Origin of the sequence: Curtobacterium sp. MCLR17_031, from assembly GCF_003234775.2 — a bacterium.
In the GTDB taxonomy this organism is placed as follows: Bacteria; Actinomycetota; Actinomycetes; order Actinomycetales; family Microbacteriaceae; genus Curtobacterium; species Curtobacterium flaccumfaciens.
On the sequence record NZ_CP126270.1, the window covers coordinates 1,702,822 to 1,722,509 of the forward strand.

The following is a 19,688-nucleotide window of genomic DNA, read 5'->3' on the forward strand; positions in this document are numbered from 1 at the left end:
GGCGTCGCTCGCGGCCCGGGGCGCGTTCTGCTGGCAGGATGGTCCCGACACCACGGGGCGGGGGCCGGCATGGGCACGGAACAGCAGGACTGGCGTGACCAGGGGACGGGCCCGACGCCGGGGCGAGGGAACGCGATCGCCATCGCGCTCGTGCTGCCGGTGCTGCTCGTCGTGAGCTGGGCGGTCCAGATCGGGGCGTACCTGGCGCGCGACTTCGGGTCGATGGACGACCGGCTCGGATCAGGGGGCGTCCTGACGCGGCTGGTCATCGGCGCCGTGCTCGCCGTGGGGATCCCCGTGGTGGTGCTCGTCGTGCAGGTCCGGGCTCGTCGGCGCGAACCGCGGCACTCGCTGGCCGCCGTGGTCGCGGCGATCGTCGTGCTGGTCATCGCCGTGCCGTGGAACGGCCTGGTCCTGACGTCACAGGTGCGGAGCATGGCCGCCGACGCCCGGCAGTGGGCGCAGCCGGCGACCGCCGCCGAGCGGCACTTCGCCGACGGCGACGCACGGGCCACACTCGAGCGGATCGGGGACCGCACGGTGCGGATCCTCGGCGGCGACCGGAAGTCCGCCTACCGCGATGGCGAGCGAGCCGGTGGTGCGTACAGCGAGGAGTGCCAGCTGTCGAACGCGCACCAGGGGGTGCGGTGGATGTACTGGTACGACCCGGGGGAGTACACCGACGAGCAGGGCAACGAGTTGCTGTCCGAGGACCACACCGTGATCGAGGGTGCGAACCGCGACGTGGACGGAGTCCGGGAGTACTGGGCGTCCGAGGGCATCGACGCGCGGTCGGAAGAGGACATGGTGCCCGACCAGATCGCGCCGACCGCCGACTGGCTCGAGAGCGGTTCGTCGTACACACGGCCCGGTCCGGACGTCGACTTCCGCACGATCTGCCTGGTGCGCTGAAGGTACGCGCCGTGGTGGGGCCTCCGGGCAGATGCGTCGTGGGGCCCCTTGCCCTGCGCTCGTCGGGGTATGCGTCCATCGCCTCGACCCAGCTGCCGTGCCAGAGCTCATCCGCTCTCCGTGGACGATCCCGCGCGGGGCACCGTCGCCGGAACCTCTTCCAGACCAAGTGTCTGGACACTGTTCACGCGGACGGATTCGGGGGGGGGGACTGGCGCAGCTCTCGGAGTGTCTGGTAGCCGATCCCTCAACGGGCGTGAGCGAGTTAGCCCATGGTTATGAGCGACACGCAGCGACGAGCCGGCCGAAGTACTCGCATCGCGCTGATTGCTGCACTCGTCGCGGGTATCGCCTGCTTAGTCGTCGGGTTCGCCGAAATCCTGTCGCCGACCGGTTCGACTTGGCTTGCCGTTCTGATGTTCGTCCTGGCAGCTTCGGCTGGATGGCGCGTAACGATCTACTTGCGGCTGCTCAGGCGGTCTCAGTAGGGGATCGGCGAGTGAGACGTTGTGATGCCGCGGTGAGCGTCCTCCAGACTGGTCTGGTGGTGAGTATCCGGCGGGCACGTGTCGATGACGCCGAAAGGGTCGGACTGTTCCAGACGCTGACGTGGGAGCAGACCTACCGTGGCATCGTCCCGGACTCCTTCCTGGACGCTCGGTCCCTCCGTCCAGCGACGGATCGCTGGGCAGAGCGCATCGGCACCGGCAGTCGACGCGTGTTCGTTGCCGAGTCACCCGAGGAACAAGTCATCGGTGTCGCGAGCACGAGTCGCAGTTCCGGCGACTCGAGCAGCTTGCCAAGCCTGGAGCTCTCGACGTTGTACGTATATCGAGAGGCCCAGGGCACGGGAGTTGCCTCAAGCCTCCTGAATGCTGCGCTCAACGAAGAGGATGCTCACCTCCTCGTGTTCTCGTTCAACAAGCGGGCTCAGCGCTTTTACGCCAAGCACGGCTTCGAGCGCCGAGGAAATCGACAGATCGATTCAGGGACCGGGCTCTACGAAGAACGCTGGGTGCGGGAGACGGGGAGACCGTCTCGGTGAACGGACGTGCGCTCGACCGGGCGGCACCCTGCCGCCGTCTCGGATGGGGATCCACTACCGGGCGGCGTCGGTCAGCACCTGGTCGATCCACTCGTGACGATCGAGTTCGGTGAGCTCGGCGAGGGTCGCCCACCGGGTCTCGAGCACTTCGTCCTCGTCGAGGAGGAACGACGACGTATGCAGTGAGCAGAGGTACGCCACCGTCACGTACCCAACTTGGTCGCCGTTGGGATAGACGTTCTCGAGGGCGGCGCCGCCGTAAGCCCCGATGATCCGGATGACGTCGCTGCCCACACCGAGTTCTTCTCGCACTTCGCGCAGCAGCGCCACGCGGGGGTCCTCGCCGGGCTCGATGCCGCCCCCTATCAGGCTCCATCGCCCGGAGTCGCGCTGCCGCGCCAGCAGGAACCGATCGTCGTCTCGGATGACCGCGGTCACGCCCGGAAGGAGGAGGTAGCTGCTCCCGATCCGCTCGCGCAGCAATTGAACGTACTGAGAGGCCGGCATGCTCCGAAGCTACCGTGCGCCGTTCCCGCAGAGGGATCGGCCAGCGGGACATCGCTGGCCCGTAACGTTCGATGCCGCGCTCGTATCGTTGGGCGATGGATCTCGATCACGTTTGGCCTTTGTTTGGGCTGCGCCTCATCACTCCTCGGCTGGAACTGCGGCCCCTGCGTGACGAGGATCTGCCTGGGCTCGTCGACGTGGCCCTGTCCGGTGTCCACGATCCCGCTCGGATGCCGTTCGGTGTCCCATGGACGGACGCAGAACCGACAACGTTGGCTCGTTCTCTGGCGCAGTACCACTGGAAGCTCCGGTGCGGGGTGAGCTCTGACTCGTGGGGTGTGAGCTTCACCGTGTTCCACGAGGGGACGCCGGTCGGGGTTCAGGAGCTGCACGCTCGCCGTTTCGCAGCTCGAAGGACCGTCGAGAGCGGCTCATGGCTTGCCCTCGTGCATCAGGGCCACGGGCTCGGGACTGAGATGCGGGCGGCGCTGCTGCTGTTCTCGTTCGACCATTTGGGAGCTGAGTGGGCTGAGTCGAGCGCAGCCGCTTGGAACGAGCCATCCCTACGGGTGTCCGCGAAGCTCGGTTACGAGGTCAACGGTGTCACTCGTGCCCAGACTCGCGCCGATGAGGTCGTTGACGAGGTCAGGGTGCGCTTGAGGCGGGAGGACTTCGCTCGGCCGAGCTGGAGCCTGATGACGGAAGGGGTCGAAGCAGCGACCGAGTTCTTGATGTAGTCGAGCAGGCGAGGACACAGCCGCCCGGTAGCCGATCAATCAGCGGACAACATTTGGCTTTGCCCACGCACCACTTCCCAGCATTCGACGATTCGTCGGTAACGTAGCGTCGGCGTGCGGACCGTCGGATATGGCGACGCGACACGCAAGGCTCGAGCGTCGTAATGGGGGAATCGTGGCACGTGTTCGGCAGCAAAGCAGTGATCTGGCGGGTATCGCTCGCCATGGGCGGCTGCGCACTCGTGGCGCGGCGGGGTTCGTCGTGCGCACGGCCGCGGCAGTGGCAGCGGTGGCGTTGATTGGTGCCGGGTCCGTGACTGCGATCGCTACCTGGCAGGTGCTCCAGGGGGCACGGCCATCGGTGTCGCTGGCGATGCCGGGCACGACCAGCAAGAAGGCGCCGACGCTGACCGCGCAGTCCGGCGAAGTAAACATGCTCCTGGTCGCCACCGACACCCGGGACGGCCAAGGAACCGGGTTCGATGACGAAGCCAACCAGGCAGCGAGTTCCGGTGTCGGGAACAACGACACCACGATCCTCGTCCACATCTCCCAGGACCACAGCAACATGGCCGTGGTCAGTTTCCCCCGCGATCTCATCCTCCCCATCCCGGCATGCACGAACGACACGGGGTCTGTCACCCCCGCCTCGCCGGCAGCGATGCTCAACACGGCGCTCTCCCGCGGCGGCGAAAAACACGGCCTGGCGTGCGTGGCAAACACGATCGGCTCGCTCACCGGACTGCAGATCGGCTACGCCGGGATGATCACCTTCGACGGTGTCGTCGCCATGGCCGACGCCGTCGGCGGCGTAAAGGTCTGCCTCGCCACCCCGATCAAGGACAACAACGTCACTCCCGCGCTCGACCTCGCTGCCGGGAACCGCGAGCTCTCCGGCGCCCAAGCAGCAGCGTTCTTGCGCTCCCGGCACGGTGTCGGGGACTCCAGCGACCTGGGCCGGATCAGCAACCAACAGACCTTCATGTCCGCCCTCGCACGGCAGACCGTTTCCGCAGGCACTCTCACGAACCCCGCCAAGGTGCTGCGGCTAGCGAACACGGCGTTCAAACACATGACGCTCTCCGACACCCTCACCGACGCCCCGACCCTCGCGCGTCTCGCGCTCGCGGTGAACACCGTCGGACTGTCGAACATGGTCTTCGTTCAGTACCCCGTGACCGACGACCCAGATGACGCCAACCGTGTCATCGTTGCGGACTACCCCGCAGGGCTGCTCAACACCGCGCTCCAAACAAACAAGCCCGTCGTCCTCGCAGCCGACAGCCTCGGCCGCTCCGCGGTCCGCGACCCCAGCGCGCCGACGCCCACAGCACCAACGACGACACGTTCCGCAGCGCAACCCAGCGCACCTGCGCAACCCGCATCCACCGGGACCCCGGCACCCGCCGCAACGTCGGCCGCACCCTTGCCAGCATCAGTGTCCGGACAAAGTGCCGACACGGTGACATGCGCCGCCAAGAGTTGAGAGACCCAGCGGTTCAATAGACCATCCACTATCGGGCGATTGTGGGCGCCACTCACTCGCGATCACCAGAAGTCGCGGTAGGTGATGTCGATCTGCTTGGTTGACACGGGGGTCAGTTCGAGATTGAGTCCCGCAGCAGCGACCTGTCGCACGGTTGCCGCAGGGACGGTGAAGGTGTTCTCCTTGTGGTCGGTGATGAGGGCCACCGAGAGATTGACCTCGTAGCCTTCATCGCGCAGACGAGCGAACCGGTCCGCTGCATCTTCTGGCAGCAGCCGCAAGATCCAGTGCACGCGCCCCCAGGGGGCCTGTTCGTGCTCTGCTCGGATCTCCTCGACGTGGCGGTTGCTGAACAGGTTCCAGATGGAGACGTCGAAGGTGCGAGGACCGTCGCCCTTGGGATCGCCGATCTCGTACTGCTCGTCGGGACTGACACCCAGGAGCTGCGTCACGTGCGCCGAAGAGCCACGCTGGCCGTGGATCTGCAGCTCCACCTGAATGCTCTTAATCACTCCAGCAGTCTCCCACTCGGGCAGCGGCGTCTGTGTATGGCCGCTGGCACGGTGGACGGCGCCGACCGTGCCATTGACCTCGAAAGCGGATAGTGCCGACGTCGAGTGCACGGACGACCGAGCTGCTGTCCGATAGCCGGTCGTTCACCGCTACACGACAGTTGTTGCCTTCGGCAGTCTCCGTTGCCCCTGCCGCCTGACCGGGGGTATTGCCGTATGCCTGTCCCGCAAAAATGCCCGGTGAAGGGGCGCCAAACGCTTCACAGCGGCGACGTCGATGGCAGCGACGGCGTCAGGGCTGGGAGCGGGGACTGGGCTCATCGCAAAGGCGTTGTAGTAGTTGCTCACGGACTCCACGTTCTGCCCTCACGACGTGTGAGCGTCACATCGGGGACTCTCGGACCAACCTGTTGGCCCGGTGCAACGAGCGGGCCGAGCGAAAGGGAGTGCATCCTTCCGAAGGACGAGCGAGACGCCGTCCTCACGCGTGCCTGCTGCGCTGACCATCGGGCCTGATCGGCGCTCGTCACCGCGGTGCGCGCTCACCCACCGACCAGGCGCTCGACGGCGGCGAGGACGACGGCCGGGGGTTCACCTGTCGCGATCTCGGTCCGGACCCGTCCGGCCGCGACGCGGAACGACGGCTCGGTCAGGAGTCGCGACGCAGTGGTGCGGATGTCCTCCGGGGTCGCCGTCGCGGCGTCGAGGACGAGCCCGGCGCCCAGGGTCTGGACGCAGCTGCCATTCGGCAGTTGGTCCGCACCGAGCGGCAGGACCAGCAGGGGCACCCCGTGCGCGAGCGCCCCGGTCACCGATCCGGATCCGCCGTGGTTCACCACGAGGTCCACGAGCCCGAGCACCGAGTCCTGCGGGACGTACTGCTCGACCCGGATCACTCCCGGGCCCGCCGGCACCGGGAAGGTCGTCGGGTCGACCCAGGGTCCGGTCGTCACGAGGATCCGCGCCGGCAGGGCGGCGAGCCCGTCGATGAGCCGAGCGAACAGGTCGCCTGACTTCGTGTTGAACTCGGTGCCGAGCGTGACGTAGACGCGCGGTCCGTTGCCGGCGGCCAACCACGCCGCGGCATCCGACGGTGGTGTCGACCAGGTGTCCGGTCGCATCCGGATCACCGGACCATGCAGCTCGTGCCCGGATCGCATCGACGGCGGGAACGGGACGACGGTGAGCGCGCCGCCGAGCATGTGCTGCTGCGGGTCGGGCCCGAGTCCCGCGCGTCGGCGGAGCGCCTCGAGCGGCTCTCGCACCGCGTCGCGCCAGGTCCCGCCGGCCGAGGCGAAGGCCAGGACCACCACGCACGGCACCCCGGCTCGTTCGGCGGCGGTCATCGCGCCGAAGTCGAACTCCCCGCAGACCACGAGGTCGGCCGTCCACCGAGTGACCAGCCGTCCGACGTCGACGACGGCCCCGGCGGCCGCGTCCCCCAGGAACACCTGGGGGACGCGGGTGAGCACCGTGCTCGGGTCGACCGGGGTCAGGGTGCCGGTGCCCGGCCTGCTCGCCGGCAGCTCCACGTCCCGCGGCTGCCGGTGCGAGAAACCGGTCTGTTCGAGGACCGCCTCGCGTGCGCCGCTCAGCGCAGTCCGGTGTCCGGCAGCGCCGGCCGCGCGGGCGAGCGGCAGCATCGGCGCGAGGTGTCCCCGCCCCCGTGGGAACGAGAACACGATGCGCAGGGGTTCCGGATCCCCGTAGCCGGGCCGGCCGTTCGCAGCAGACACAACAGGGCTCCGATCGTCGCGCGGACCGCCTGCCCGCTTCGTCAGACAACCGTATGGCGAACGACGGTCGCGCTCCATGAACCCTTGGTCAGCCTCGCGGGGCGCTCACACACGGACCGTGCTCACTTGCCGGCGGCCTCGTTGTAGGACTCGATCTGCTTGCCGGCCTGCTGTTCCGCGTCCTGCATCGTCGACTCGACGTCGGCACCCTCGACGATCCGGTTGAAGGCGCCGATGACGGTGGCGCGCACCGTCGGGAACGCTCCGGTGATGCAGCCGGCCGCGGCGACGCTCGTGGGGTCGTCGGCGAGCTGCTGGTACATCGTGGCGATGTTCGGGTCGGACAGGGAGCGCTTGCCCACGGTAGTGTCCTGGGCGTCGGTGTTCATCGCAACGTAGCCGGTCGCCTTCGCCCACTCGGCCTGCACGTCCGGCGTCTGGAGCCACTTGGCGAACGTGTACGACGCCTGCTGCTCGGCGGACGAGTGGCCCTTGCCGGAGATCCACAGCGCGTTGCCGCCGATGACCTGGCCGGCGTCGTCGGAGGCCGACGTGGTGGGGAACCGGGCGACGACGGACTTCGAGCCGTCCGGGTCGACCGTCGTGTAGGCGCCGGACGAGGTCAGCAGCATCCCGACCTTGTTGCTCGAGAACGCCGAGTTCTGGACGGTCGAGTCGGTGCCGGGGTTCAGGGCGGCGCCGTCCTGGTAGAGCTTCTGCAGTGTGGTCATGAACTGCACCTGGGTGTCCGAGGTGAGCGAGACGCCGGTGACGGGCTTGCCTTTCCGCCCGTTGTCCGGCGTGCAGAAGGGCTGGCCGCCCGAGGCGCTGAGTTCCTCGAGCATCCACGAGTCGCCCATGTTCATGCTCATGCCGTAGCCACCGGTCGCGGCGTGGATCTTCTCGGCCCAGGTCGCGACCTGCGCCAGCGTCTTCGGCGGCTTCGTCGCGTCGAGGCCGGCCTTCGCGACGAGTGCCTTGTTCAGGTAGAGCACGGGCATCGAGACCGAGAACGGCATCGCCGCGAGTTGCTTGCCGTCGCTGTAGTACGTTGCGGCGGCCGGGGCGATCGTGTCGGTGCCTGACGTCGATCCGCTGATCTTCGCGGGCGACACCGTCTGGCCGGAGTCGATCATGAAGCCGGTCGACACGTCGTTCATCATGAGCAGGTCCGGTGTCGAGCCGGACTGCACCGCCGCCGTGTACTTCGTCTGGACGGCCGCGTAGTCGCCCTGGAACGAGGACTTCACGGTGATGTGCTGGTCGTTCTCCTTGTTGAAGCGGGCGACGAGCGCGTCGAGCTCGGTCGCCGGCGGCCCGGACATGGCGTGCCAGAAGTCGACGGTGACGGGTCCGGAGCTGTCCGACGCGGAGCTCGACGTGGAGCACCCGGTCAGGGCGAGGACCGCGACGGCCCCGGTGGCGAGTGCGGTGAGGGCGGTGGAACGACGTGCGGGCATGGTGCGTCCTTCGGGTGTGGGGCGGGCGGGAATCGGCGAGGTGCGGGAACGTGTCGTCACTTGAGCGCGCCGGCGGTGAGACCGCCGGCGAGGAACCGCTGGGCGACGAGGACGAGGACCAGGACGGGGAGGGTCACCATGGCGGCGCCGGCGAGGACCACGCCGATGTCGGCGGCCTCGGCGTCGGACAGCTGGGCGATGCCGACCTGCACGGTGCGGTGCTCCGGCGAGTTGGTGACGAGGAGCGGCCAGAAGAACCCGTTCCAGGCGGCCGTCGCGCTCACCAGGGTGACCGAGACGAGCGTCGGGCGGGTGAGCGGCAGGAGCATGGACCGGATGAACCGGAAGTGTCCTGCGCCGTCGAGCACCGCGGCTTCGCGCAGCTCGTCGGGGAAGCTCAGGAACGCCTGGCGGAACAGGAAGATCGTCAGCGCTGAGGCCACGAACGGCAGGAAGACGACCAGGAGCGTGTCGATGAGGTGCCACGACGAGACGGTCAGGTAGTTCGCGATCAGGGTCGTCTCGCCGGGGATCATCATGCTGGCGAGCAGGACGAGGAACAGGGCACGGGTGCCCCGGAGCCGACAGAACACCAGGGCGTAGGCGGTGATGATGCCGATGACGACCTGCAGCACCGTCTGGGCGAGGGTGACGGCGACGCTGTTCAGGAACTGCTGCCCGAGCGGGACGACCTGCGTGGCGCGGACGACGTTGTCGAGCGTCAGGTGGATCGGCACGAGACCGGCGAGGCCCTGGTCCAGGTACCGGGTCGGGGTGAGGGCGCCCTCGAACACGTAGTAGAGCGGGAAGCAGACGACGACGACCGCGATGACGAGCCAGGCGTAGACGAAGACGCTCCGGAGCCGGCGTGCGGTGACGGGGCGCATCAGTAGTTCACCCGCTTCTCGAGCACGCCGAACTGCACCAGCGACAGCCCGAGGACCAGCAGGAACAGCACGACCCCGAGCGCGGCAGCGAGGCCGAAGTTCGCGCTGCCGGACCCGAAGGCCTGCTGGTAGATCGCGTAGACGAGGGTCTTCGAGGAGTCGGCCGGACCGCCGCCCGTGAGGATCTGGATCTGCCCGAAGGTCGTGAGTGCCTCGACGGTTCCGGTCACGACGACGAAGAAGAGCGTCGGGGTGACGAGCGGCAGGGAGATCGACCAGAGCGTCCGCACGGGCCCGGCACCGTCCAGGTGCGCCGCCTCGATGACGTCCTGGTCGATGGCGCCGAACGCTCCGAGCAGGAGCAGCACGGTGAACCCGAGCGACCCCCAGATCGTCACGACGATGACGCTCGCCAGGGCCCACTGGGTACTCGTCAGGAACGGCACGGGCGCGCCGCCGAACTGGGTGATCACCGTGTTCAGCAGCCCGTTGCCGGGTGCGAGCATCGCCGCGAACGCGACGGACCCCGCTGACACGGACACGACCATCGGTGCCGTCAGGAGTGCGCGGAAGACCGGCAGGCCGCGGAGCTTCACGGTCAGGGGGATCACGACGAGCAGACCGAACACGATGCGGCCGACGACCACGCCGACGCAGAAGACCGCGGTGGTCAGCATCGTCCGTCCGAACGCGGGGTCGGTGAACGTGCGGACGTAGTTCTGCAGCCCCACCGAGCCCGCCGGCTGACCGAAGATGTCGGTGCCCTGGGTGCTGAGGACCAGGACGCGGCCGAGCGGGTAGAAGACGAAGACCGCGAAGGCGAGCAGCGCCGGTGCGAGGAGCACCAGACCGAGCCGGCGGTCCGAGCGCAACGAGGACCGCGTCGTCCGGGTCGCCCGGGGTGGACGCGGCGACTGCGGTGACCGCGGCGACCCTGCGGTACGCGGGGGACCGGCGACCAGGCCGGACCTGACGGGGACCGTCATGGGGCGGACTCCTCCGAGTAGGGAACGTTCCCTAACCGGGAACGACTCCACTGTGCGGCGGGGGTCGGAGACCGGTCAAGGCACGTCGACCACCCGCCGTCACCCGTTCACGCCGCGTTCAACCCCTCCGCCGATCGGGTGCCTGCGTTCACCGCCGCACGCCGCGCGTTCACCTCGGGTTCGGCCCGTCGACCGGCGTGGTTCGCCGTCCAGGGGCCTCGACGTCGTAGAACCGGGGACCATGCGAACCGTTCCTGCTCCCCAGACACTCCGGGCGATCGCCGAGGAGGCCGCGCGCACCGTCGCGCCCGACCTGCTCGCCGTGTTCCGCGCCCCGATGACGATCAGCACGAAGCGCGATGCGCACGACGTGGTGACCCTGCACGACCGCGCGGCGGAGGAGGCGATCACGGCGGTGCTCACCGCGGCTGTGCCGGGCTCCGTCGTGCTCGGCGAAGAAGGCGGCACCACCGGCGACACCGGCACCACCGGCAGCACCGCGGACCCCGTGGTCCGGTGGATCGTGGACCCGATCGACGGCACCGCGAACTTCGCCCGCGGACTCGCGTACTGGTGCATCTCGATCGCGGCCGAGGTCGACGGCGAGGTGGTCGCCGGGGTGGTCTTCGACCCGGTCGCGGACCACGTGTTCGCGGCGGACGACGTCGGCGCCTGGCTCGACGGCGCCCCGATGCACTCGTCGTCGGGGCCGGACGACGCAGCGACGGTCCTGACGAGCTTCCCCGTGCAGCAGGACCTGGACCTGCTCGGCGAAGCAGCGGCGTTCGACCTGCTCCGGGACCTGACGCTCCGGTACCGCCACCACCACAGCCTCGGCAGCGGCGCCCTCAACCTGGTGCACGTCGCCGCCGGGTGGTCGGACGTGACGATGGGCTTCGCCACGCATCCGTGGGACGTCGCCGCCGGAGCGCTGGTGCTCGAGCGCGCCGGCGGGCGGTTCCGCGGCTTCCGTGGGGGCGAGGTCGTCGACCGTGCACACCTGGCCGACGACTACGTCGCCGCCGGCGCCGGGGGATCGCACGCCGAGCTGGTGCGCCGGGTGCAGGAGCTGTCGGCCACGACCGCCGCCGACTGAGCCGCCGACCGGGCCGCCAGCCGGCCCGCCGACTGAGCCGCAGACCGGGCCGCCGACCGATTCGACGTGGGCGTCGCGAGCGGTCAGTCGAGCGGGTGCCCGGCGACCGCCCTCGCGGTGGACCCACGCGGCAGCAGGCGTGTCGAGAGCACCTCGTGCCGGTCGCCGCGACGACCCCGGAGCCGCTCGACCACGAGCTCGACCGCCCGCGCGCCCATCCGGACGCGCGGCTGGTCGACACTCGTCAGGTCGAGGCGTTCGCCGAGACCGGTGCCGTCGAACCCGGTCACCGCCGCCATCCGGGGGAGCGCGAGGCCCGCGCCGTCGGCGATCGCCACGAGCCGCGCCGCGGTCGCGTCGTTCGTCGCGAGGAAGGCCGTCACTCCGTCACCGAGGTGTCGCGCGATCCGCTCCGGGTCGGCCGACAGGGCCTCGACGTCGTCGACGCGGTGGTCGCCCGGTGCGCCGAGCTGTGCGGTGACCGCGGCGTGCGCGACGGCACGACGCGTCGTCGAGGGGTGGTCGGACTCCGCGACGAAGCACGTGCGCCGGTGCCCGAGTGCGGCGAGGTGGAGCATCAGCGCGCGCATGCCCGACTCCTCGTCGGCGCGCACGGTGTCGAGTCCGAGGCCGGCGAGCGCCGACCCGCTCGACCCGAGGACCGCGACCGGCAGGTCGCGCGCGACCGCAGCCAGCCGTGCCGGGGCGAGCCGACTGCTCAGGACCGCGACCCCGAGGACACCGTCGGCCGATCCGCGGGAGGCGTGCAGGGCCTCCAGGCCGTCGGCCAACCGGGCAGGGTCACGGAACCCGTCCACGACCCGGAGCGCGAACCCCAGGGTCTGCGCGGTCGCGCGTGCGCTCCGGAGCGCTTCGTCGTGGAACGGGTTCGCGGCTTCGGTGACGACCACCCCGAGTACGAGCGGCGCGCCCTGCGCGCGTCGCCTGGCGAGCGAACCGACCGGGAGGCCCAGCTCGTCCGCCGTCCGCACCGCGAGTTCCCGACGTGGCCGGGACACACCGTCGTCGCCCCGCAGGGCGAGTGACACGAGCGATCGCGAGATGGCGCACCGCTCGGCGACGTCGCGGAGGGTCGCGGTCACGGTCACGGTCAGACGAGCTTCCAGGTGTGGACGTGCTCCCACGTCATCGTCTGCCACCAGCGACCGGACCAGTCCGGGCTCGCGGTGCGGTAGAGCACGACGGTGTCGCCGCGGAACCCGGTCGGGACGTCGACGTCGAGCTCGCGGATGAACGCGCCGACCTCGTCGTGCAGGTCCGGTCGGCCGTACAGGTCGTGCGAGGCGAGGGAGAGGTGCGCGCGGTACTGCTCCGGGTCGTAGTCGTTCGCCAGCGGGACCTGCATCGGCTGCCGGAACGGTGCGACCACGGCCTCGATGTCGGCGGCGAGCCGGACGAAGTCGTCGTTGTGCGAGTCGTCCGGTCGGGTCGCGACGTCGTAGACGAACCCGATGCCCTGTTCGCGGACGCCGGCGTTGTGGACGTCGAACGCCGGTCGGCCGTCGAGCAGTGCCGTGACGGCCGCGACGACCTGGTCCTCGTGGCTGCCGAACGGCTGGCTGCCGACGAGCGTGGCGTGCGGCGGGAAGGCACCGGCCGACAGCAGGCCGTACTGCGCCCGGAGCTGGTCGGTGACGACCGTGACGGCTCGGCAGGTGCGGGCGTCCGGGCGCAGGTAGATGCCGTGGCGGTACGGGTCGCTCGGGTCGCGTGGCAGCTTGGCGGTGACGTTCTGGGGCATGGGTCCGTCCGTGGTCGGTCGATGGGGAACGTTCCCGATGGTCGGGAACGTTCCCCATGATCGACCGGGCGGGCTCGGATCTCACCCGTCGGTCCGTGACGGAACGGTGAACGATGGGTGTCGGCGGCGCGGGGTCGGCCGTTCTCGTCGCTCCGCCCGGCGCTCAGACCCGGGCCGCGGTCCGGCCTGGTACCAGGGTGCCGTCGACCGCGTTGTGGGTGACGCCCGTCGAGCGGCCGTCGATCTGGTCGACCACGTCGTCGACGGACAGACGACCGATCAGGCCGAGCGGCTGTCGCCACGAGGTGATGCCGAGCAGCTCGGTGGCGAGCGGGGCGACCCCGTCGTAGCCCGTGACCGACAGGTCCTCCGGCGCACGGAGGCCGCGGCGGCGCATCGACTCGAGCACTCCGACGGCCCAGCGGTCGCTCGGTGCCATGATCGCCGTCACACCGCCGGCCCGCAGGACCTGCTCGACGAACGAGTCGAGGTCCTCGGGGTCTGCACCGTGGTCCTCGGAGCGGATCCGGAGCACCTCGGCGCCGCGCGCACGGAGTCGACGCACCATCGCGTCGGTGCGTGCCGACTGCGTCAGTGACCCGGACGGTGTGACCGTCAGCACGGCGACGCGACGGTGTCCGAGGTCGGCGACGTGGTCGGCGAGGCCGCGTCCGCCGCCGCGCTCGTCGCAGTACGCGCTGCTCACCGCATCGTTCGTCTCGGGGCGCCCGGAGACCACCGTCGGGATGCGCCGGGCGAACGGCAGGACGTCGGCGATCGGCAGGGCGCCGCTGCACACGATGAGCCCCTCGACGCGCAGGGAGACCAGGGTCTCGAGCGCTCGGCGTTCCTCGCTGACCGGGAACGACCCCGCACCCGTGGCGGTGACGACGCGGTACCCGCGCGCCGCGGCCTGCAGCTGGAACGCGGTCAGCAGGTGCCCGTAGAACGGGGTGGAGGCATCGCGGACGAACACCCCGAGCGTGTGCGTGCGGTGTGCTGACATGCCACGGGCGTTCGCGTTCGCGACGTAGCCCAGGTCGAGCGCGGCGCGCTTGACCCGCTCGGTCGTCGATGGAGCCACGCCGTACGCGCCGGCGAGGGCGCGGGAGACGACCGACTTCGACACACCGGCCAGGGCGGCGACGTCGTGGATGGTCGGGACGGCGGGGTGTCCGGTCACCGCGGGCGCCGTTGTCTGGAGGACTGCACGAGTGTCACGGTAGCCGGAGGGACGCCCGGACCGGGCGACGGTGGTGGTGAACAGTTGGTCACGCCGACCGCCCGGCGCGGGCCGCGGGCGGTCGGCGTGGGTGCCGGGCTAGCGCTTCGTGGCCGGGCGGCGGACCGTCAGGCGGTACTCCTTGGTCGTGGTGCCGTCCTGGGCGGTGACCGTGATGCGTGCCGTCCGGCCGGACACGTGCGCTGCTGCGACCGCGTTCGGGTTCGTGGTGTGCACGTGGACGTCGTTGACGCGCAGCGTCCGGACCGGGGCGGTCACCGTCGCGCCGTGCGACGAGGCAGCGGCGGGCAGGTGGACGCGCACGCCCGCGACCGCGATCGAGGACACGGTGGGGTCGTTCGACACGAGGAAACGCTCGCGCAGGGCGGCGGCCTCGTGCTTGGTCACGCCGATCGTGTCGGTCAGGTACGAGCCCATGCCGCCGTACTCGGTCGCGATGTCCTGCTCGAAGGTGCCCTGCAGCAGCTGCGGTGTCGCCCAGGTCACCCCGAGCTGCGTGTTCGAGAGCAGGTAGTCGTGCAGGATGTCCGCGCTGTCCACGCCGAGCACCCGGTCGAGCAGGTCCACGACGGTGCCGGTGCGGTCCATGCCGTGCGAGCAGTGGATCAGGACCGTGCCGCTGGTGTGCGTGGCGAGGATCCGGAGCACCCGGCGGTACGCGGTGATCATCGACCCGGGGGTCGCCTGGTCGACCCGGCCCTTGTCGACCAGGTCGTGGTACATCGCGGTGTCGTCGCTGTAGTCGCCGTCCGCGCCGAACATCGAGATGTCGACGTGGCGCGCACCGGGGATCGCGACGTCCGGCTTCGCGGCGATCTGGGACGGGGTGCGCAGGTCGACGACGAGGTCGACGTGGTACTCGTCGGCCAGGGTCGTGGCCCCGGCCGCGGTGATCTTGTCGAGTGACTCGGAGCGGATCAGCCGCGGGGCGTTCACGGTCTGCCCGGACCGTCCGTGGACCGCGGCGAGTTCGCGGCCGTTGACCAGCCCGGGGACGTCGGTGATCGCGTGGTCGGCGGCGGTGAAGGCCGGCTGCAGGGTGTCGTCGGCGTGGGCTGCCGTGACGGAGAACGCGGCGGAGGCGACGACGGCCAAGCCGGCGAGGGCGGTCGCTGCGACGCGGGTGGTGCGCGGCGAACGGGTGAGTGGGGAGTGGGTGAGTGGGGAGCGGCGGAGCGGGGACACGGGGCAACCTCGATCTGATCAGGACCCGGGGGTCGTGGGGAGCCGGACGTGGTGGCGTCCGGCTCCCCGCAGGATCGCGGCGCGGGTCGTCGGCGGTGTGGCGCCGAGGTGGCCGGGGCGTGTCCGGGTCATGAGGCAGCGCTCAGTCGCCCACCCGGCGGCCAGCGCCTCAGGACGCCGGGGCCAGTCGGTACCGGAACAGCTCGGTGAGGACCTGCCGGGCGGGCGTGTAGAGCAGCACCGTCGAACCCGTCGTGCTCGTCGTGCCCGTTGCAGCCCTCGTCGAACTGCCCGAGACGATCCCGTACAGCCGGTTCGCGGCGCTGATCACCGGTCCGCCGGCGTCGCCCGGCTCGATGCCGGCGCCGGCGCCGGCGCGCGCGGCGGCGAGGTGCTGCACGCCGGGATGGCTCGCTGCCGGCACGCGAGTGGCCGTCCAGGAGCAGAGCAGCCCGCTCGCCGCACCGCTGGTGCAGAAGGGATCGGCATCTGGCTTGCCGATGCCGGTGACGGCGGCGCGTGCCAGGCCCCCGTCCACCCGGTTGAACACACGACCCGATGCCCGGGGGGTCCACGTTGCGACGGACTGGTCGCACGAGCCGGTCGCCGCCCGGGCCCGGGTGCACGCCAGGGGCGGGACGACGGCGAGTTCGAGGTCCGACTCCGGGGACTGCCAGACCACGTTGCCGACGGTCGCGCCGTCGAGCTGCACGGGTGCCTGGAGCGGCGCGCAGTGCTTCGCGAGCACGACCCACCGGGTGGCTCGCTGGTACTGCTTGCGCTGGCTCCGGAACCCCTTGGCTGTCAGCACGGCACCGACCGTGCAGGTGCCGCCGGGGACCCCGACCTCGGTGCCGGCGATGATCGGCGCTGCGACCCGGTTGGAGTCGCTCGTGGCAGCCGAGGCCGACGGAGCCCAGGTGAGAGCGGCCCCGACGACGGCCGCCAGGGACACGGCGACGGCCAGGGTGCGGGCGAGCGCCGGTTGCGCGTGGCGGGTCACGGGTCAGCCGAGCGTACGGGTGCCGTTGACGCGTCCGATCACCGACAGGGTGTCCGGGTCGGCGAGCCGGGCGTGCCAGTGCAGCGTCGTGCTGCCGTGCGGCAGGTCCGGGAACGCTGCGGTGAACCGGTAGTGGCCGCTGGCGCTGACGACGTCGTCCCCCGAGGTGACCTCGGCGATGTGCTTGTTGAACAGGCCCCGCGGCTTGCCTGGTGCGTCGTAGTAGACGATGACCAGGGTGCCGGGCTTCCCGGTCCCGGCGAAGGTGATGCCGGTGAAGCTCTTCCGGTCGGGCCCGCCGTGGGTCTTGGCGGTGAACGCCACGGCCGCAGCCCGCGTCGAGGAGTGTGTGGCGTGCGCCGTGTGGGAGATCGTGGCGGCTCCGGCCTGCGCGGGAACCAGGACGCCGGCGGCGAGCGCACCACCGAGGGTGACGCACGTCGCGAGCACGGTCAGTCGGCGGACCGACGGGGAGCGGTGGGTGGACGGGGTCGAACGCATGGGGACTCCTTTGGTTCGTGGGGGGACGGGCCGGGGTGGCCCGGTGTGCGTGAACGCTAACAATGGGCTAGACGATCGTCTAGCGAAATCCTGAAGCTGAGGGGATCAGAGGCATTGCGCCCGGCGTGACCGCTGATGACTCCTGGTCAGACGTTCGTATGATGAACCAAGACCCGACCGAGGAGTGCGATGAACCAGCGGCAGCAGGCGAAGACCCGGACCCGCGAGCAGATCATCGAGGCTGCGGCGGCGGAGTTCGCGAGCCACGGCTACGCGGGGACCTCGTTCGCGCGGGTCGCCGCCGCGATGGACCGGCCGAAGTCGGCGATCGGCTACCACGTGTTCTCGTCCAAACACGAGCTCGCCTTCGCGGTCATCGAGCGGCAGCAGGCGCGCTGGGCGGCGATCGACTCGCTGATCCGGCAGCCCGAGGGGCTCGAACACCTGCTCGTCATGCTCACGTCTGCCTGTTCCGACGCCATACGGTGTCCGGTGGCTGCCGGGGCGATCCGCCTGAGTCACGAACTCCGCGGTGCGGGGGAGGTCATCCCACGGGTCTTCACGTGGGATGACTACGTCCGTCGGCACCTGTCGGCTTCGAGCGGTGGCACCGGACCGACCACCGACCCCGAGTGGGCACGTGCGGCGGACCTCGTGCTGACGTCGACCTTCGGGGTGATGTGGGCCCGGACGAGTGCTCGTCTGACGCGGGACACCGAAGGGCAGCTCCGGGACCTGTGGGCGGCGCTCTTCACCGGGCTCGGACTGCCGGGCGTGCACGCGCTGCTCGAGCAGGTGGAGCCCGTGCGGGTGGGCGGGCATCCGGCCGAGGCCGAGGGCTGACCCCGGCGGGCGTGGCATCCCTGCCGTCCCGCCGGGGTGCCCGGCCTACTTCTTCTGCTCGGAGCCGTCCGGGTTCACGACGTACCAGACGCCCTTGTCGCCCTGACCCGTCACGTCACCCGCCTTCTTGTCCCCGACGAAGGTGTAGATGGGTCGGCCGTCGATCGTGATCTGCCGTCCGCCGTCGACGCCCGTGATGGTGCCGACCTTGCCGGTGATGCCGGACACCTTCGGCGTCGTGGTCGTCGCCTCGATCGCGGGCCACGCGGTCGCGCAGCCACCGGTGCAGGTGCTCTTGCCGGAGTCCTTGACGTCGGCGTCGAAGTAGTACGCGGTCATGCCCTTGCCGTCGACGACGACCTTGCCGAGTGTCGTCGCGGCGACGGTCACGTCGACCGACGGTGACGAGTCGGTCGTCGCGGGCGCGTCGCCCTGCGCAGCGGGGGACGGTGATGGCGAGGGTGCTGCGGATCCGGCGGTGGAGCAGCCGGCGAGGCCGAGGGTCAGGAGCAGCGCGGCCCCGAGAGCGATGGACGCGGGTCGGGATGACGGGGTGCGGTGGGGTGTCGACACGGGGGCTCCTCGAGGTCAGGTCTCGCCGCTGACTGCTGGCCAGACGTTCGTCTAGCGAACGTAACCGCAGGACGGGACGGGAGCCAGCACCCTGCGCGCCCTCTCATCGTGCCGGCCGTGGATCGGTGGTCAGCGCTCGGTGTGCTCGACGAGGTGGACGCCCTCGACGCGGCCGAGGACGGCCAGCGACGTGGGGTCGATCAGCCGGGCGCTCCAGGACGCCCGGTCGGCTCCACGGGGCAGCTCGGGCAGCGCCGCTGTGAAGGCGAACCGGCCGGTCGAGCCGACGGCGCTGCTGCCCGGCTCGATCTCCGCGACGCGCTCGTTCCCTGAGTCGTCCCCGGGGCTGCCGTAGTGGACGACGACGACGGCACCGGGGGTGCCCAGTCCGGCGAACCGCACCCTGACCACTCCGCTGGTGCCGACCGTCCGTGGTGGGCGGATCGCGAACCGGTGCGCGCCGCTCGTCACCGGCGGTGCCCCGAGTGCGGCGCCGAGTGCGCCGGATGCGCCGAGGCCGATCGTCTCGGGTCCCGGCGTGGTCGGTGACGGCGCGGGCAGGGCGATGGCGACGGCGAGCGCAGCGATCCCCACGGCGAGGACGATCGGAGACGCCCGGACCCGATCGGTGCTCCGCGGCATGGTCGGCCCCTTCGTGGACGGTGTGCGGCAGACGCCGCCACCCCACACGCTACCGGTTCGCCAGACGATCGTCTGCGCTGGCCGACGTCCTGATTCGGATACCGGGTCGCCCCGAACGCCATCGCGCGCGGATGCCGGTCAGTTGACGATCTCGCCGCGTTCCTCGGGCGGGAGCGCGACGAGCCGTTCCCGCCACTGGCGCAACGCCTCCGGGGTGAGCCGTGTCCACCCGGTCTCCTCGCCGATCACGCGGAGCGGGAGGGCACTGCGGTACGACCGGGTCGGGTTGCCGGGGAACTTCTTGTCCGTCACGTTCGGGTCGTCCTCGAAGGGACCGGTCGGCTCGACACGGTACACACGCGGCTCGCGGTCGCCGGGCACGAGCTCGGCCGCGAGTTCGGCCGCGAGCCCTGCTCCGTCGCGGGTCGCCGTGAAGTAGACGTGGTTCATCACGACGTCGGGGCGGTAGTTCGAATGGAAGCCGGGGGAGAGGAACTCCCCGGGCCGCAGGGCCGCCACGGTGCCGTGCCAGAACGGACCGGTCTCGTCTGCTGCTGCCATGGCGTCAGCCT

Annotated in this window: 21 protein-coding genes; 6 read left to right on the plus strand and 15 right to left on the minus strand. The window is 70.5% G+C overall.

Features of this window, described 5'->3' with window-relative positions; all coding sequences use genetic code 11:
- Positions 1–69: 69 nt before the first annotated feature.
- Entirely contained in the window at positions 70–912 is an 843-nt protein-coding gene (locus DEI96_RS08100) for a hypothetical protein (protein ID WP_111022979.1), read from the plus strand.
- Between the two features lie 520 nt (positions 913–1,432).
- Entirely contained in the window at positions 1,433–1,957 is a 525-nt protein-coding gene (locus tag DEI96_RS08105; protein ID WP_181440505.1) for a GNAT family N-acetyltransferase, read from the plus strand.
- Between the two features lie 54 nt (positions 1,958–2,011).
- On the opposite strand, the gene DEI96_RS08110 is transcribed toward DEI96_RS08105, so the two are convergent.
- Positions 2,012–2,464, minus strand: coding sequence for an NUDIX domain-containing protein (locus DEI96_RS08110; protein WP_111022977.1), 453 nt, complete (start codon positions 2,462–2,464; stop codon positions 2,012–2,014).
- A 95-nt stretch (positions 2,465–2,559) separates the two neighbouring features.
- On the opposite strand from DEI96_RS08110, the gene DEI96_RS08115 reads away from it, so the two are divergent.
- Positions 2,560–3,201, plus strand: a complete 642-nt coding sequence (locus DEI96_RS08115) for a GNAT family N-acetyltransferase (protein ID WP_111022976.1) — start codon at positions 2,560–2,562, stop codon at positions 3,199–3,201.
- 175 nt (positions 3,202–3,376) lie between these two features.
- Positions 3,377–4,687: an LCP family protein gene (locus tag DEI96_RS08120; RefSeq protein WP_181440504.1), complete on the plus strand. Its 1,311-nt coding sequence runs from the start codon at positions 3,377–3,379 to the stop codon at positions 4,685–4,687.
- A 62-nt stretch (positions 4,688–4,749) separates the two neighbouring features.
- Here the strand turns inward: DEI96_RS08120 and DEI96_RS08125 are convergent, their stop codons facing one another.
- From DEI96_RS08125 to DEI96_RS08145, 5 genes are all read right to left on the minus strand, one after another.
- Entirely contained in the window at positions 4,750–5,310 is a 561-nt protein-coding gene (locus DEI96_RS08125; protein ID WP_111022974.1) for a DUF4279 domain-containing protein, read from the minus strand.
- Positions 5,311–5,741: 431 nt separating this feature from the next.
- Positions 5,742–6,935 (minus strand): glycosyltransferase, encoded by a 1,194-nt coding sequence (locus tag DEI96_RS08130; protein WP_258372771.1) that lies wholly within the window; start codon positions 6,933–6,935, stop codon positions 5,742–5,744.
- Positions 6,936–7,057: 122 nt separating this feature from the next.
- Positions 7,058–8,395 (minus strand): ABC transporter substrate-binding protein, encoded by a 1,338-nt coding sequence (locus DEI96_RS08135; protein WP_111022972.1) that lies wholly within the window; start codon positions 8,393–8,395, stop codon positions 7,058–7,060.
- Between the two features lie 56 nt (positions 8,396–8,451).
- A complete protein-coding gene (locus DEI96_RS08140) occupies positions 8,452–9,282 on the minus strand; it encodes a carbohydrate ABC transporter permease (protein WP_111022971.1) in 831 nt (276 codons plus the stop codon).
- Positions 9,282–10,154, minus strand: coding sequence for a carbohydrate ABC transporter permease (locus DEI96_RS08145; RefSeq protein WP_228516251.1), 873 nt, complete (start codon positions 10,152–10,154; stop codon positions 9,282–9,284). The genes DEI96_RS08140 and DEI96_RS08145 overlap by 1 nt, the downstream gene beginning before the upstream one ends.
- A gap of 355 nt (positions 10,155–10,509) precedes the next feature.
- Here DEI96_RS08145 and DEI96_RS08150 point away from each other — a divergent pair, with 355 nt between their 5' ends.
- Entirely contained in the window at positions 10,510–11,364 is an 855-nt protein-coding gene (locus tag DEI96_RS08150; RefSeq protein WP_111022970.1) for an inositol monophosphatase family protein, read from the plus strand.
- 83 nt (positions 11,365–11,447) lie between these two features.
- Here the strand turns inward: DEI96_RS08150 and DEI96_RS08155 are convergent, their stop codons facing one another.
- The 6 genes from DEI96_RS08155 to DEI96_RS08180 all read right to left on the minus strand — a co-directional run bounded on the left by DEI96_RS08155 (position 11,448) and on the right by DEI96_RS08180 (position 17,058).
- A complete protein-coding gene (locus DEI96_RS08155) occupies positions 11,448–12,467 on the minus strand; it encodes a LacI family DNA-binding transcriptional regulator (protein WP_181440503.1) in 1,020 nt (339 codons plus the stop codon).
- 8 nt (positions 12,468–12,475) lie between these two features.
- Positions 12,476–13,126: a 2'-5' RNA ligase family protein gene (locus DEI96_RS08160; RefSeq protein WP_111022969.1), complete on the minus strand. Its 651-nt coding sequence runs from the start codon at positions 13,124–13,126 to the stop codon at positions 12,476–12,478.
- Between the two features lie 163 nt (positions 13,127–13,289).
- Complete coding sequence (locus DEI96_RS08165; protein ID WP_111022968.1) at positions 13,290–14,309, minus strand: LacI family DNA-binding transcriptional regulator; 1,020 nt, start codon at positions 14,307–14,309, stop codon at positions 13,290–13,292.
- Positions 14,310–14,447: 138 nt separating this feature from the next.
- Positions 14,448–15,554, minus strand: a complete 1,107-nt coding sequence (locus DEI96_RS08170; protein ID WP_111022967.1) for a tyrosine-protein phosphatase — start codon at positions 15,552–15,554, stop codon at positions 14,448–14,450.
- 169 nt (positions 15,555–15,723) lie between these two features.
- Entirely contained in the window at positions 15,724–16,557 is an 834-nt protein-coding gene (locus tag DEI96_RS08175; RefSeq protein ID WP_111022966.1) for a trypsin-like serine protease, read from the minus strand.
- Positions 16,558–16,560: 3 nt separating this feature from the next.
- Positions 16,561–17,058: a hypothetical protein gene (locus tag DEI96_RS08180; protein WP_111022965.1), complete on the minus strand. Its 498-nt coding sequence runs from the start codon at positions 17,056–17,058 to the stop codon at positions 16,561–16,563.
- Positions 17,059–17,247: 189 nt separating this feature from the next.
- Here DEI96_RS08180 and DEI96_RS08185 point away from each other — a divergent pair, with 189 nt between their 5' ends.
- Positions 17,248–17,901 (plus strand): TetR family transcriptional regulator, encoded by a 654-nt coding sequence (locus DEI96_RS08185; protein WP_111022964.1) that lies wholly within the window; start codon positions 17,248–17,250, stop codon positions 17,899–17,901.
- 45 nt (positions 17,902–17,946) lie between these two features.
- On the opposite strand, the gene DEI96_RS08190 is transcribed toward DEI96_RS08185, so the two are convergent.
- The 3 genes from DEI96_RS08190 to arr all read right to left on the minus strand — a co-directional run bounded on the left by DEI96_RS08190 (position 17,947) and on the right by arr (position 19,677).
- Entirely contained in the window at positions 17,947–18,474 is a 528-nt protein-coding gene (locus DEI96_RS08190) for a COG4315 family predicted lipoprotein (RefSeq protein ID WP_111022963.1), read from the minus strand.
- A gap of 129 nt (positions 18,475–18,603) precedes the next feature.
- Positions 18,604–19,116 carry a hypothetical protein gene (locus DEI96_RS08195; protein WP_111022962.1) on the minus strand — a complete coding sequence of 171 codons (513 nt, stop codon included), beginning with the start codon at positions 19,114–19,116 and terminating at the stop codon, positions 18,604–18,606.
- A 138-nt stretch (positions 19,117–19,254) separates the two neighbouring features.
- The gene (arr, locus tag DEI96_RS08200; RefSeq protein ID WP_111022961.1) at positions 19,255–19,677 is read right to left on the minus strand and encodes an NAD(+)--rifampin ADP-ribosyltransferase; all 423 of its coding nucleotides are present in this window, start codon (positions 19,675–19,677) and stop codon (positions 19,255–19,257) included.
- Positions 19,678–19,688 lie beyond the last annotated feature (11 nt).